The sequence below is a fragment of the Variovorax paradoxus genome (assembly GCF_022009635.1).
Classification (GTDB): domain Bacteria; phylum Pseudomonadota; class Gammaproteobacteria; order Burkholderiales; family Burkholderiaceae_C; genus Variovorax.
The window spans coordinates 5361275-5375104 of the sequence record NZ_CP091716.1; the positions used below are offsets into that span (position 1 = coordinate 5361275).

General features: G+C 69.2%; 14 protein-coding genes. 10 read left to right on the plus strand and 4 right to left on the minus strand.

All coding sequences use genetic code 11. The annotated features are described in order from the left end of the window. The first annotated feature begins 7 nt into the window (after positions 1-7). Complete coding sequence (locus L3V85_RS24805) at positions 8-355, plus strand: DOPA 4,5-dioxygenase family protein (RefSeq protein WP_237675336.1); 348 nt, start codon at positions 8-10, stop codon at positions 353-355. On the opposite strand, the gene L3V85_RS24810 is transcribed toward L3V85_RS24805, so the two are convergent. Further along, a complete protein-coding gene (locus L3V85_RS24810) occupies positions 356-1012 on the minus strand; it encodes a glutathione S-transferase (RefSeq protein ID WP_237675337.1) in 657 nt (218 codons plus the stop codon). Between the two features lie 81 nt (positions 1013-1093). On the opposite strand from L3V85_RS24810, the gene L3V85_RS24815 reads away from it, so the two are divergent. From L3V85_RS24815 to L3V85_RS24825, 3 genes are all read left to right on the plus strand, one after another. Next, positions 1094-2314: a polyhydroxyalkanoate depolymerase gene (locus L3V85_RS24815; RefSeq protein ID WP_237675338.1), complete on the plus strand. Its 1221-nt coding sequence runs from the start codon at positions 1094-1096 to the stop codon at positions 2312-2314. A gap of 357 nt (positions 2315-2671) precedes the next feature. Then, positions 2672-3565: a universal stress protein gene (locus L3V85_RS24820; RefSeq protein ID WP_237675339.1), complete on the plus strand. Its 894-nt coding sequence runs from the start codon at positions 2672-2674 to the stop codon at positions 3563-3565. After that, positions 3562-4191 (plus strand): N-acetyltransferase, encoded by a 630-nt coding sequence (locus L3V85_RS24825; protein ID WP_237675340.1) that lies wholly within the window; start codon positions 3562-3564, stop codon positions 4189-4191. The genes L3V85_RS24820 and L3V85_RS24825 overlap by 4 nt, the downstream gene beginning before the upstream one ends. A gap of 14 nt (positions 4192-4205) precedes the next feature. Here the strand turns inward: L3V85_RS24825 and L3V85_RS24830 are convergent, their stop codons facing one another. Next, positions 4206-5159: a LysR family transcriptional regulator gene (locus tag L3V85_RS24830; RefSeq protein WP_237675341.1), complete on the minus strand. Its 954-nt coding sequence runs from the start codon at positions 5157-5159 to the stop codon at positions 4206-4208. 87 nt (positions 5160-5246) lie between these two features. Here L3V85_RS24830 and L3V85_RS24835 point away from each other — a divergent pair, with 87 nt between their 5' ends. The 3 genes from L3V85_RS24835 to L3V85_RS24845 are packed head-to-tail and all read left to right on the plus strand — an operon-like array spanning position 5247 to position 8432. After that, positions 5247-6344 (plus strand): adenosine deaminase family protein, encoded by a 1098-nt coding sequence (locus L3V85_RS24835; protein ID WP_237675342.1) that lies wholly within the window; start codon positions 5247-5249, stop codon positions 6342-6344. Positions 6345-6352: 8 nt separating this feature from the next. Continuing rightward, positions 6353-7330, plus strand: a complete 978-nt coding sequence (locus L3V85_RS24840) for a Bug family tripartite tricarboxylate transporter substrate binding protein (RefSeq protein ID WP_237675343.1) — start codon at positions 6353-6355, stop codon at positions 7328-7330. Between the two features lie 4 nt (positions 7331-7334). Next, positions 7335-8432: a nucleoside hydrolase gene (locus tag L3V85_RS24845; RefSeq protein ID WP_237675344.1), complete on the plus strand. Its 1098-nt coding sequence runs from the start codon at positions 7335-7337 to the stop codon at positions 8430-8432. Between the two features lie 30 nt (positions 8433-8462). Here the strand turns inward: L3V85_RS24845 and L3V85_RS24850 are convergent, their stop codons facing one another. Further along, positions 8463-8915 carry a CBS domain-containing protein gene (locus L3V85_RS24850; protein ID WP_237675345.1) on the minus strand — a complete coding sequence of 151 codons (453 nt, stop codon included), beginning with the start codon at positions 8913-8915 and terminating at the stop codon, positions 8463-8465. A 177-nt stretch (positions 8916-9092) separates the two neighbouring features. On the opposite strand from L3V85_RS24850, the gene L3V85_RS24855 reads away from it, so the two are divergent. The 3 genes from L3V85_RS24855 to L3V85_RS24865 are packed head-to-tail and all read left to right on the plus strand — an operon-like array spanning position 9093 to position 12684. Beyond that, on the plus strand, positions 9093-10397 hold the full coding sequence (locus L3V85_RS24855; protein ID WP_237675346.1) for an O-acetylhomoserine aminocarboxypropyltransferase: 1305 nt from the start codon (positions 9093-9095) through the stop codon (positions 10395-10397). 8 nt (positions 10398-10405) lie between these two features. Beyond that, on the plus strand, positions 10406-11812 hold the full coding sequence (locus L3V85_RS24860) for a hypothetical protein (protein ID WP_237675347.1): 1407 nt from the start codon (positions 10406-10408) through the stop codon (positions 11810-11812). Between the two features lie 50 nt (positions 11813-11862). Continuing rightward, positions 11863-12684: an alpha/beta fold hydrolase gene (locus L3V85_RS24865; RefSeq protein WP_237675348.1), complete on the plus strand. Its 822-nt coding sequence runs from the start codon at positions 11863-11865 to the stop codon at positions 12682-12684. 18 nt (positions 12685-12702) lie between these two features. Here the strand turns inward: L3V85_RS24865 and L3V85_RS24870 are convergent, their stop codons facing one another. Continuing rightward, on the minus strand, positions 12703-13743 hold the full coding sequence (locus L3V85_RS24870) for a Bug family tripartite tricarboxylate transporter substrate binding protein (RefSeq protein WP_237675349.1): 1041 nt from the start codon (positions 13741-13743) through the stop codon (positions 12703-12705). Positions 13744-13830: the final 87 nt, after the last annotated feature.

Genomic DNA, 13830 nt, shown 5'->3' on the forward strand with positions numbered 1-13830 from the left:
ACGCACCATGCCACGCCGCCCCGAAAACCTCTACGCCCAGTACCACGCCCACCTCTATTTCGGACCCGACACGCTCGCGCAGGCCCGCGCCCTCAGCGAGCGCGCGGGCCACGAGCTGATGGTGGTGGTCGGCCGGGTGCACGAGCGGCTGGTGGGGCCGCATCCGCATTGGAGCTGCCAGCTCGCCTTCGACGCCGCCGAATTCGACCAGGTCATCGCCTGGCTCGAGGCCAACCGCAACGGGCTCGACGTGTTCGTGCACGGCGTGACCGGCGACGACCTTGCCGACCACACGGCGCACGCGATGTGGCTGGGCGAGGAAAGCGCGCTCGACCTGCGGATGTTCCGGCGCTAGCTAGAACTCCGCGTCCAGCTCGTCGATCTCTTCCGGCTCCTGCTTCGCGGCGGCCACCCATTCCTTCATGGCCGGCAGCTCCATCACCCGCTTGCAATAGGCCGCGCACACGCTGTCCAGCGCCACGTCGTAGCTCAGGAAGCGCGTGACCACCGGCGCGTACATCGCGTCGGCCATGCCCGGCTGCTTGCCGAACAGGAAGGGCCCGCCATAGGCCTTCAGGCATTCGCGCCAGATGGCGACGATGCGGTCGATGTCGGCCTGCGCGCGCGACCACACCTTGAAGTTCTTGAAATGGGCCTTGATGTTCATCGGCAGCGCGCCGCGCATCGACGAGAAGCCCGAATGCATCTCGCCGCAGATGGCCCTGCAATGGGCACGGACGGCGATGTCGTCGGGCAGCAGGCCGGCCTTGGGCTTGATCTCGTTGAGGTATTCGCCGATGGCCAGCGTGTCCCACACCTTCACGCCGCCGTGCTGCAGCGAGGGCACCAGCATGGACGAAGACAGCAGCAGCATCTCGGCCTTCATGGCCGGGTCGTCGGGCGGAATGATCTTCTCGCTGAAGTCCAGCCCGGCCAGCCGACACATCAGCCAGCCGCGCAGCGCCCACGCGCCGTAGTTCTTGCTGCTGATGGTGAGAACGGGTTTGGCCATCTTGAAGCTCCTTGGGCGTTGCCGCATTGCGTGCAAGCGCCATGCCATCCGGCTGGCCCGCAACTTGCCTGCGCCAGGGCCATGCTGTACCGGGCCTACCAGAACCAAGCCGACCTGCTCTCCCCGGCACGGCTCGCGGCGCAGTACCTGGGCCAGGCCCTGTGGAAGGAAGGCACCGAACGCACCATGCTGAGGCGCATGGCCGCGCAGTTCGAGGTGTTCTCGCGCATGCGGCTCACGCACACGCGGCCGCCCTACGGCATTGCCAGCGTGCCGGTCGACGGCGCCGACGTGGCCGTGCACGAGGAAAAGACCCTGGTCTCGCCGTTCGGCACCCTGCTGCATTTCAGGAAGGACACCAAGGCGGTGCATCCGCCCGTGCTGCTGGTCGCACCACTGTCGGGCCATTTCGCGACGTTGCTGCGCGAAACCGCGCGCACGCTGCTGCGCGACCACGACGTGTACCTGACCGACTGGCACAACGCGCGCGACGTGCCGCTCTGGGAAGGCGCCTTCGGCCTGGACGACTACACGCTGCAACTCATGCGCTTCCTGGAGGCCGTGGGCCCGGGCGTGCACATGGTGGCCGTGTGCCAGCCCTGCGTGGCCGCGCTGGCCGCCACCGCGCTGATGGCCGAGGACGACAACCCCGCCACGCCGCGCAGCCTCACGCTGATGGCCGGCCCGGTCGATTGCCGCATCAATCCGACCGCGGTGAACAAGCTCGCGACCGACCGACCGATCGACTGGTTCCGGCGCAACCTCATCAGCCATGTGCCGTGGCCGCACGCGGGCGCCATGCGGCGCGTGTACCCGGGCTTCCTGCAGCTGTCGGCCTTCATGAGCATGAACCCCGAGCGCCACAAGAAGCAGTTCCAGGACATGTACACCCACCTGGTCGAAGGCGACATCGACAAGGCTCGCACCATCGGCACCTTCTACGACGAGTACCTGGCGGTGAACGACCTGCCGGCCGAGTTCTACCTGGAGACGGTGGAGCGCGTGTTCCAGACCTACGACCTGCCGCGCGGCAAGCTCACCGTGGGCGAGCGCACCGTGAACCCCGCCGCCATTCGCCGCACCGCGCTGCTGACGGTGGAAGGCGAGCGCGACGACATCTGCGCCGTGGGCCAGACGGTGGCGGCGCAAGACCTCTGCACCGGCATCCGCCCCTACCTCAAGGCGCACCACCTGCAGGCCGGCGTGGGCCACTACGGCGTGTTCAGCGGCAGCAAGTGGAATGCGCAGATCTACCCGCGCGTGCGCGAAACCATCCACGCGGCTGCCGAACTGAACGGCTGAAGGGCGGAAGGGCATCCAGCCAATCTGGCAAAGGCCGTGAGGCCATTGTTTGCCCTTGCACGCCGGGCTTCCTACACTCGGGCCCCATGCAACGCCAGGCTTTCATCCGCAGCACGCCGCGCGCAGTCTCCACTGCGTGCACGGCTGCAGGGTCGCACCCGACCCTCGCAGATCTCTGAGCCCGGCGGTCAGCCTCCCCCCCTCTTCAGCACCTTTCATCGACCGCCGGGCCCAAGCCCTGCGCGGTAGCGCGCCCGCACGGGCACGCCGCGCCTTCCCCAGCTGATTCCTTCGCTCGCCGCCAGCCGCTTCGCCGTGGCCGGCGGCCGGCTTTGTCATGCGGAAAGAACACTGACGATGAACATCCAATCGATCCTGGCGGTGACGGACCTCTCGGCGCACGGCCTGCGCACTGTGGTGCGTGCAGCCAACATCGCGGCGGCGCACGGCGCGCTGCTGAAGATCATGTACGCGCCGGCCGCCTTCGCCGGCCCGGCGGATGCCGATGCGGCCAGCAGCCTCGGCGCCGTGTGCCTGGAAGTGGCCGAGCGCTTCGGCATCCTCGTCAAGAAGATCGACGACACGCGCGGGCAGCTCGAAGGCGCCGCGCAGGAGGCGCGGTGGTGCGACCTCGTGGTGATCGGCGACGAGCCCGACCGTTCGGTCGCCGCCTTCTTCCACGGCCAGCCGGCCGAACGGCTGCTGCGGGCGGCGCAGCGGCCGGTGCTGGTGGCGCGGCTCGATGCGCGAAGCGGCGGCTACGGGCGCATCCTCGTGGCCGTCGATCTCATGGAGGAATCGCGCCCCCTGGTCGACCTGGCCTGCGCCTTCGACGGCCAGGCCGACATCGAGCTGTTCCACGCCTTCACGGCCATGCACGAAGGCAAACTGCGCTATGCGGACGTGTCTTCGCACGTGATCGACGCCTACCGCCACGCCTGCGCGCGCCATGCGCGCGAACGCATGCTGTGGCTGTCCGATGCGTCGAGCGCGCGCCGCAACCGCGTGGTGTCGTCGATCGGTCGCGGCGACCCGGCGCGGCAGGCGGCCGTGCAGCAGCAGTACACGAAGGCCGACCTGCTGGTGGTCGGCAAGCGCAGGCGCTCGGCGCTGATGGACTTTCTTTTCGGCAGCGTGGCGCTGCGCGTGCTGCGCTGGTCCACGGGCGACGTGCTGGTGGTGCCGCACGCCGCGCTTGCCGGCTGGCAGGCGCAGCGCACCGCGGCGCTGGCGCAACGGGGCGCGGCATGACGCCCGCGCTGACGCTTCTTCCCATGTTGCCGGTCTGGCGCTTCTTCAGGCCGGCAGAACTTCGCATCGACGTCGATCCGCGCAAGGCCAAGCCCACGGACACGCTCGTGCCTGTGCACGAACGCATGCGCGCGATGGGCGAGCGCCTGCGCGACATGCCGCAGCTCGCGCTCGACGACCCCGGCCTGCGCGCGCGCTTTCGCGAGGCGGACGGCGAGCTGTACGTCTACATCGAGGACACGCGCCGCAACAGCCTCGTCGGCTACACCGTGTTCAACCGGCTGATAGAACTGAATCGCCGGGCGGAGCGCCACATTCGCGCGCCGCATTCGCAGTACGACCCGGCCTACCAGCGGCGCGGGCTGGCGTCGGCGGTCTACCGCTGGGCGCTGGGCCGGGGCATCTGCCTCATGAGCGGCGCGCGGCAGTCGCCGGGCGCGCATGCGCTCTGGCAGAGCCTGTCGCGCCACTACGAAACAGGCTTTGCCGACCTGCGCGGCAAGCAGCTGAGCTACCTCGGCCGCGAGGTCGAAGCCTCCACGTTCGCCGAACTGCACACGCGCATGTTCCTGCTCGGCGAAGGCTGGACGCTGGAACGCTTCCGGCGCGAGACGCAAATGGCCTGAAGCCTGACGCGCATTCAGCGCCGCGCCCGCTGCGCCTTGCTCACGCGCCGCACCGTCGCCTCGCCGGCCTGCGGAAGCCTGTCGCGCAGGAACGCGATCAGCTCCTGCGCCACCACGTTGCGCATCGGCCCCGGCAGGTAGGCCAGCACCACGCGGCGCTCGACGCGCGGCTTCAACAGCGGCACCACGGCCAGTTCGGGGTCGCGCAGCGAAGAGGTGTACAGGCGCGGCATCAGCCCCAGCGCCTGCCCGCTGCGCACCAGCGCATAGAGCGTTTCCGAGTAGCTCACGCGGTAGGGCTCCGCGCCTTGCGCGAACTGTGCGCGCGCCGGGTTGCCCAGGGCGGGCATGCTGCCGCTTTCGAACAGCACCAGCCGCTCCTTGCCGATGGCCTCCCAATTGGCGTCGCCGGCGGCCGCCAGCGCATGGTCGCGCCGCACCACCAGCACCAGCGGGTCGCGGAACAGGTCGATGCAGGTCAGCCCGCCCGGCGGCTCGGTGATGGCCGCCACCGCCATGTCGAGTTGCCCGCTGCGCAGCTCGGCCAGCAAGGTGTTCGATGGCGCGTCGCGCCAGGCCAGCTCCACCTCGCGCTCCCCGCTTTGCAGGAACTCGCTGGCGGCTGCCGCCACGCGCGCGCTGGCCGAAGGGATGACGCCCACGCGCACGAAGGCCCGGCCGCGCTGCACCGTGCTCTCGATGTCGCGCAGCGCCACTTCGAAGGTGTTGACCAGGAAATCGGTGCGCGCCAGCACCTCGGCGCCCACGGGCGTGAGCTCCAGCCGGTGGGTGGAGCGGGTCAGCAGCTCGGCGCCCAGCAGCTTCTCCATCTGCTTGATGGCGTTGCTCAGGGCCGGCTGCGTGATGGAAAGCCGCCTGGCAGCCCGGCCGAACTGGCCTTCTTCCACCAGCACCGAGAAGAACTGCAGCTGGCGCAGCGTGAGCGCGCGCAGGGGCAAGGCGGCCATGGGAGCGTCCCCGTTATTGATTCAGTGAATCAAATTATAGAAATTCAAAATTTTCCTTATGAGGAGGCAATTACTAGACTGGTCAGCATGACCAGCCCCACCCCTGCCCCCTTCACGCTGGAATCGATGCTGCGGGCCATTCCCAAGGCCGAGCTGCACTGCCACCTGTTCGGCACCGTGCGCCACGAAACCTTCAAGCAGCTCAACCTGCGCGCCGGCGCGCCGCTGGCGGCCGACGAGATCGAGGGCTTCTACACGCGCGGCGAAAAGCCGGTCGGCGTGCTGCGCGTGCTGCGCGCGCTCGACGCCCAGCTGGTGCGCGGCGCCGGCGACCTCTACCAGCTCACGCTCGAATACCTGCAGGACGCGGCCTCGCACAACGTGCGCTATGCGGAGTTCTTCTGGAACCCCACCGGCACGGTGCATGAATCGGGCATTGCCTACCCGCTGGCGCAATCGGCCATCGTGCGCGCCATTCACGATGCGCAGCAGGAGTTCGGCATCACCGGCCGGCTGATCGCCGCCATCGACCGCGAAGCCAGCCCGCGGGCGGCCGTGGAGATGGTGGAGTGGGTCAAGGCGCACCGCTGCGACGAGGTGATCGGCATCGGCATCGACTACCGCGAGAACGACCGCCCGCCCGAGCTGTTCACCCAGGCCTACGCCGACGCCAGGAAGGCCGGCCTGAAGACCACCGCGCACGCCGGCGAGTTCGGCATGCCCTGGACCAACGTGCGCACCGCGCTCGACGTGCTGCAGGTCGACCGCATCGACCACGGCTACACGGTGGTCGACCAGCCCGACTACGCGCGCGAATGCGCCGAGCGCGGCGTGATCTTCACGGTAGTGCCGACCAACTCCTACTACCTGCGCACGCTGCCGCCCGAGCGCTGGGCGCTGGACCATCCGATCCGCAAGATGCCCGGCCTGGGCCTGCGCATCCACCCCAACACCGACGACCCGACGCTGCACAAGGTCACGCCCACGCAGGCCTGGCTGATGATGGTGCGCGACTTCGGCTTCGGCCTGGACGACCTGCGCGGCTTCATGCACAACGGCCTGGACGGTGCATGGATCGACGACACCCAGCGCCGCGAATGGCGCACCCAGTGGAGCGATGCCTTCGACACGCTGCGCGCCCGCCTGGCCGACGAGCCCGCCCCCTCACAAGATCACCAAGGATGACCCCCGCCATGAACACGCCCCGCCGCCTGCTCCTTGCCGCCACGCTCTGCGCGGCGCTTCCCACCATGGCCTTCGCGCAGGCCTGGCCTACGGCCAAGCCCATCACGCTGATCGTTCCCTACACCGCCGGCGGCAGCGTGGACGTGAACGCGCGGCTGGTGGCCCAGCGCCTGGGCGAGCGGCTCAAACAGTCGGTGGTCATCGAGAACCTGAGCGGCGCGGGCGGTGCCATCGGCGTGGCCAAGGCCGTGAACGCCACGCCCGACGGCTACACGCTGGTGGTGGGGCCCGACAGCGCCATCGCCATCGGCAAGCTGGTCAATCCGTCGGCATTCCGCTTCGATCCGCTGAAAGACCTGGCGCCGGTCGGCCTGCTCAACACCGCGCCGATGGTGCTGGTGGCGCGGCCCGGCCTCGAAGCGCAGACTTTTTCCGACTTCGTGAAGCTCGCCAAGGCCAAGCCCGGCAAGTACAACTACGCCACGTCCGGCGTGGGCACCGTGCTGCAACTGGCGATGGAGCTGCTGAAGGAACGCAGCGGCATCTTCGTCACCCACGTGCCCTACCGCGGCGGCGCGCAGATCGCCACCGACGTGATCGGCGACCAGGTCGACCTGGCCATGCTGGTGAGCACCAGCGCCATTCCTCACGTGAACGGCAAGCGCCTGAAGGCCCTCGGCATCACCAGCAGCAAACGACTGGCCTCGCTGCCCAACGTGCCGACCTTCGACGAAATGCCCGGCCTCAAGGGCTTCGACATGGTGAGCTGGACCGGCATCTTCGCGCCCGCAAAAACACCGCCGGCGGTGGTCACGCAGATCAACCAGGAACTCAACGCGGTGCTTCAGGAAGAAGGCGTGCGCAGCAAGCTCATGGAGCAAGGCGCCCTGCCGGGCAGCGGCACGCCCGAGTCGTTCGGCAAGTTCGTGCAGGCCGAGTACGCGCGCAACCAGAAGATCGTGCAGACCGCCAACATCAAGGAGTGAGCGCATGACGACGCCGATGAAGCCTTCGCTGTCCCGTCGGGCCCTGCTGGGCGCATCGGTTGCCGGCCTTGCCGGCGCGGCCTTCGCGCAGAGCCCGAACCCCGCCGCGCTCGCGCAGGCGATGGCCGGCACGCCCGCCACGCAGTTGCCGCCCGTGAGCGGCAAGCGGCAGGTGATCATCGACACCGACCCCGGGCAGGACGATGCCGTCGCGCTGCTGATGGCCATGGCCGCCACCGACCGGCTCGACATCAAGGCACTGACGGTGAGCGTGGGCAACCTGCCGCTCTCCGTGACTTCGAAGAACGCGCGCATCGTGCGCGACTGGGCCAACCGGCCCGAGATTCCGATCTATGCCGGCTACCCGCGCCCGCTGGTGCGCGAGCCCATCTTCGCCGACGACGTGCACGGCAAGAGCGGCATGGAAGGCCCCGTGCTGCACGAGCCGCGCGGCGCGCTGATGCCCACGCACGCGGTGCAGTACCTGATCGACACCCTGCGCGCCGCGCCGCCCAAGAGCGTCACGCTGGTCGGCCTGGCGCCGCTCACCAACTTCGCGGCAGCGCTGAACGCGGCGCCCGACATCAAGCCGGCCATTGCAGAGATCGCGGTCATGGACGGCTCATGGGGCGTGGGCGGCAACATCACGCCGGCCGCCACCTTCAACATCTACGCCGACCCCGAGGCCGCGTCCATCGTGTTCCGCAGCGGCGTGCCGGTCACGGCCCTGTCGCACGACGCGGCCCGGCGCGTGCTGGTGACGCCCGAGCGCATCGCGCCCTTTCGCGCCATGGGCAACAACGCCGGCAAGGTGGTGGCGGACATCTTCGACTCGATGATGGCTTACGGCCTGCGCCGGCGCGGCGTGGCGGTGGGGCCGGTGTACGACCCCTGCGTGATCGGCTACCTGCTGCAGCCCGAGCTGTTCAAGGGCGCCAAGGTGAGCGTGGACGTGGAAACGAAGGGGGAGTTCACGACCGGCGCGACGGTGGTCGATTTTCGCGGCTACAACCGCCGCACCCCCAATGCGCTGTGGATCAGCGAGGCCGATGCCGAGGGGTTCCACGCGCTGCTGCGCGCGGAGATCGCGCGGCTGCCCTGAAGCGGGGCCGCCGCGCGGGGCCGGCGGCGGTCAGCCGGTCTTTTCGTCTTCCGCCGGCCAGTCGCGGATGTAGGCCTTGAGCATCTTGTTCTCGAAGTTCTGGCTGTCCACCACGGCCTTGGCCACGTCGTAGAAGCTGATCACGCCCATCAGCATGCGCTTGTCCATGACGGGCATGTAGCGCGCGTGGCGCTCCAGCATGATGCGGCGGATTTCGTCGAGGTCGGTTTCCAGGGTGCAGGTGACGGGGGCGTCGTCCATGGCCTTGCGGACCAGCGTGGTGCCGACCTGGCCGCCGTTGTTGACGATGGCGACGATCACTTCCCGGAAGGTGAGCATGCCGACCAGGTCGCCGTGCTCCATGACCACCAGCGAACCGATGTCCTTTTCCGCCATGGTGTTGGCGGCGTGTGCCAGCGGATCGTCTGGCGTGATGGTGAAGAGCGTGTTGCCCTTGACGCGAAGGATGTCGCTGACTTTCATCGTGTGCTCCTCTCGGGACTCAATCTCGGCTATCTCTGGTGTGTATCTGGGCGGGCGTGCCGTTTTTGAATATAGCCCACAATCGACGCCGACCTGAGCGCCCATGTCGCGGACGCATGAATTGCAGAAGTAACGGGGCATTGCCAGGAGACGACGCTCAGACACAGAAAGGCCCTCATGCCCGGTTATTCCGACCCCGGTTTCGACACCCTCGCGCTGCACGCCGGCGCCTCGCCCGACCCCGCCACCGGCGCGCGGGCGGTGCCGATCCACCTCACCACTTCCTTCGTCTTCGAGTCGAGCGACCACGCGGCCGCCCTCTTCAACCTGGAGCGCGCCGGCCACGTCTATTCGCGCATCAGCAACCCGACCAACGCGGTGCTGGAGCAGCGCGTGTCGGCGCTAGAAGGCGGCATCGGCGCCATCGCCACCGCCAGCGGGCAGGCGGCGCTGCACCTGTCGGTGGCCACGCTGATGGGCGCGGGCTCGCACATCGTTGCCAGCACGGCGCTGTACGGCGGTTCGCAGAACCTGCTGCACTACACGATGCGCCGTTTCGGCATCGAGACCACCTTCGTCAAGCCCGGCGACCTGGACGGCTGGCGCAACGCGGTGCGGCCCGAGACCAAGCTCTTCTTCGGCGAGACCGTGGGCAACCCCGGGCTCGACGTGCTCGACATTCCGGCGGTGAGCGACATCGCGCACGCGGCCGGCGTGCCGCTGCTGGTCGACTCCACGCTCACCTCGCCTTACCTCATCAAGCCCTTCGATTGGGGCGCCGACCTGGTCTACCACTCGGCCACCAAGTTCCTGTCGGGCCACGGCACCGTGATCGGCGGCGTGGTGGTCGACGGCGGCAGCTTCGACTGGGAGAAGTCGGGCAAGTTCGCCGAGCTGACGCAGGCCTACGACGGCTTCCACAACATGGTGTTCAGCGAGGAAAGCACCGTGGGCGCCTTCCTGCTGCGCGCCCGCCGCGAAGGCCTGCGCGACTTCGGCGCCTCGATGAGCCCGCACACGGCTTGGCTCATCCTGCAGGGCATCGAGACGCTGCCGCTGCGCATGGAGCGCCACATCGACAACACGCAGAAGGTGGTCGAATTCCTCGCTTCGCACCCGTTCGTGTCGCGCGTGGGACACCCGCTGATCGAATCGCACCCGAGCCACGCGCTCGCGCAGAAGCTGCTGCGCCACGGCGCGCGCGGCGCCGGCGCGGTGTTCAGCTTCGACATCAAGGGCAGCCGCGCGCAGGGCAAGGCCTTCATCGAGGCGCTCAAGCTGTTCAGCCACCTGGCCAACGTGGGCGACTGCCGCAGCCTGGTGATCCACCCCGCAAGCACCACCCACTTCCGCATGACCGACGAGGCGCTGGCCGGCGCGGGCATTTCGCAAGGCACGATCCGCCTGTCGATCGGGCTGGAAGACGCGGCCGACCTCATCGACGATCTGAAGCGCGCGCTGAAGGCGGCGGAAAAAGCCTGACCGCGCCGATGGAGCCGACACCGTTCTTCGAATGGCTGAAGGGCCCGGACGCGCTCGGCGTCGCGCCGCATTTCTTCGCCGCGCGCCCCGACGGCACGCGCGACCGCGAGACCTACGGCGGCTACGGCGACGCGCCGCCGATCGCCCGCGAGCATTTCTGGGCCGCGCCGCGGCGCATCGAGATGTCGCAGGGCTGGGGCCATCCGCCGCGATTTCCCGACCTGGCCGACTGGTCGGGCGACGGCTCGCCGCACGCGAGATGCCTGCTCGTGAGCCACAGGCTGCACGCGCTGCTGACGCAGTTCAGGCTGCCGGCCCACCGCGCATACGAAGTGCAAGCCCGCTTTCCCGCGCATCACCACGCGCGCTTCGGCGACCAGCGCGCCACGTACCGGCTGATGCACTGGCTCGGCGACGGGCAGTGGCTCGACAGCCTCGATCTGGCGCGCACCGCGCTGCGCATCACCGTGCGGCTGCAGAAAGACAGGCCGCGCTACCACCGCGTCTTCGCGGCAGGCAGCTTCGAGACGGCGGCGCAGGTTGCGCAGGCCGCGGCCGAATTCGAGCAAGAGCTGCCCCGCACGCCCGGCTACGTCGCGCCGGGGCGTGCGCTCGAACATGCGGCCCATGTCATGGCCGAGGCGTTCCAGCCCGCTGGAATGTCCCGCCACGGACGGGCTGTGCTCGACATGGCATCGGCCCATTGGCCCGTTCGCCTCCAGCCGCTCGACCTGCTCTGGCTGCCCGATGAAAGCGCCCCGCTGGTCAGCGACGACCTGCGACAGGCGCTGGCGAGCGGCGGCTTCACCGGCATGCGTTTCGGCAAGGAATGGCGCACGGCCTTCGTCCAGCCCGTCGAGATGAACGCCCCGGCGTTCCGTGCGGAGCGCTCCGCGCTGCTGTCGCGAGTCGCAGCCTCGCAGGATGCAGACCCCAGCGAGCGATCGGTACGGGTCTTCGCCACGCTCCAGGCGCGGCAGCAGGCGCTGGCCCGGCAGCCGATCGGCGTCACGCAACTGGTGCTGCCCGCGGCTTATGCCGAGCTGTTGCGCACCGGCCTGCCGTTGTACGCGGAGCCCGGCGACGGCGACGAAGACGGCGACGAAGACGACAGCGACCTCGACTCGCAAGACCCCCACCAGTGGCACTGGTTTGCGCGCGAGCACTTGCGCATGCTGGACGACATCGGCGATGACGGCGACTGGGTGGCCAGCCACCCGGAAGCCGCGCGTGCGCTGCTCGTTGCGCAGGACGATGGCGGCGACTACCTCGGCTTCCTGCTGCGAGACGGCTCGGACCTCGAGCTCGACGGCACGCTGATGCATTTCAGGCACGAGACCGGCGAGATCCTGCCGAGCGCGGTCCGCGACTGGGCGCAGCCCTCGCAGCAGGCTCAGGCCGCGTCGGCGCGCTGACCCGCCACATCCCCGAACACAAGACAAACAAGACCCAAGAAAGAGACGCCATGAGCATCCTTCAAGTCAACGGCCACAGCACCTACTGCTACACCGGCGGCAAGCCCCTCGACCCGGCCAAACCCACGGCCGTGTTCATCCACGGCGTGCTCAACGACCACAGCGTGTGGATCCTGCAGACCCGCTGGTTCGCCAACCACGGCTGGAACGTGCTGGCGGTCGACCTGCCCGGCCATTGCAAGAGCGAAGGCCCGCCGCCCGCGAGCGTGGAAGAAGCGGCGCGCTTCGTGGTTTCGCTGCTCGACGCGGCCGGCGTGCGCAAGGCCGCGCTGGTCGGCCACAGCTTCGGCTCGCTGATCGCGCTGGAGACGGCGGCGCTCGCGCCGGAGCGCGTCTCGCACCTCGCGATGGTGGGCACCGCCTACCCGATGACGGTGTCTCCCGCGCTGCTCGACGGCGCGCTCAACGACCCGCAGCGCGCCATCTCGATGGTCAACACCTTCTCGCATGCGCTGCTGGCGCCGCCGCCCTCCGCGCTCGGGCCGGGCACCTGGCTCTACGGCAGTTCGCGCGCGCTGATGCGCCGCGTGCTCGCGAGCAACCGCGACGCCAACGTGTTCCACATCGGCTTCAAGGCCTGCAACGACTACGCCAACGGCGAGGCGGCCATGGAAAAGGTGCAGTGCCCGGTGCTGTTCCTGCTGGGCGACGCCGACCAGATGACACCGCCACGCGCCACCAGGGCGCTGGTGGGCAAGGCCCGCGACGGCAAGGTGGCGACGGTGCATGCCGGCCATGCCCTGATGAGCGAAGCGCCGGACGACGTGCTGTTCGCGCTGCGCGACTTCCTGAACGCCGCGCCTGCCGCCTGAAGCCGCCGCGCGGGCGGCTCAGTCCAGCGAGATCCCCGCGCGGTCGGCCTGCACGCGGTAGCGCGAGATCTCGCTTTCCGCTTCCTTGCGGAAGGCCTCGGGGCCGACCGCGACGGGGTCCATGCCCTGCGCGCGCAGGCTCGTCTGCAGCGTCGTGTCGTCCATGGCCTGCGTGACCGCCCGGGAGAGCGCATCGAGCACCGGCGCCGGTGTGCGCGCCGGGGCCGCCAGGCCGAACCAGGCTTCGAACGTGGCTTCGGGCAAGCCCTGCTCCGCCAGCGTGCGCACCCCGGGCAGCGCGCCTGAACGCCCTGCGCCGAACACGGCGAGCGCACGCAGCCGGCCGTCGTTCACGAGCGGCGCCAGCGCGCCGGCCACCTCGATGCCCAGGTCGACTTCGCCGGCGCTCATGGCCACGGCAAGCTGGCCGGTGTTGCGATAGGGCACGGCCTGCAGCCGGATGCCGGCGGCAGCCGCGAACATCTCGCCGGCCAGGTGCGGGCCCGACCCCGGGCCGAAGGTGCCGTAACGGATGCGTCCCGGGTTGGCCTTGGCGGCCGCGATCAGCTCGGGCAGCGAATGCCAGGGCGTGTTCTTGCCCGCGACCAGCACCAGCGAACTGCGCGCGACGATGGCGATCGGCGCGAGGTCGCGCGTCGGGTCGTAAGGCAGCTTCTTGCGCAGCGCCGGGTTGATGCTGAAGCTGGTCGAGCCCGACAGCAGCAGCGTGTGGCCGTCGGGCACCGACCGCACGACGTATTCCGTGCCGATGACGGTGGCCGCACCGGGCCTGTTGTCGATGAAGACCGGCTGGCCCAGATGCTCGGACAGCGGCCGCGCGAAGGCACGGGCCACGATGTCGCTGCCGCCACCGGCGGTGAACGGCACCACCACGCGGATGGGTCTTTGCGGCCAATCGGCTTTGGGGAGCTTCGGGGCCGTTTGCGCATGAGCGCCGGGCGCCACGGCCAGGCACATGAGCGCGACTTGCCCCCACCGCCGAAGAACGTGCAGGGCGCGAAGAAAGAAGCCGGGAATGCGGGACGAAATCTGAGTCATGGGAGCTGCATCGAAGCAGGCAAGCGGCCTGGCTCGATGCGATGCCGGGCCATGCCGGCAACGAACAATTTCCAGTTTGCCCCACGT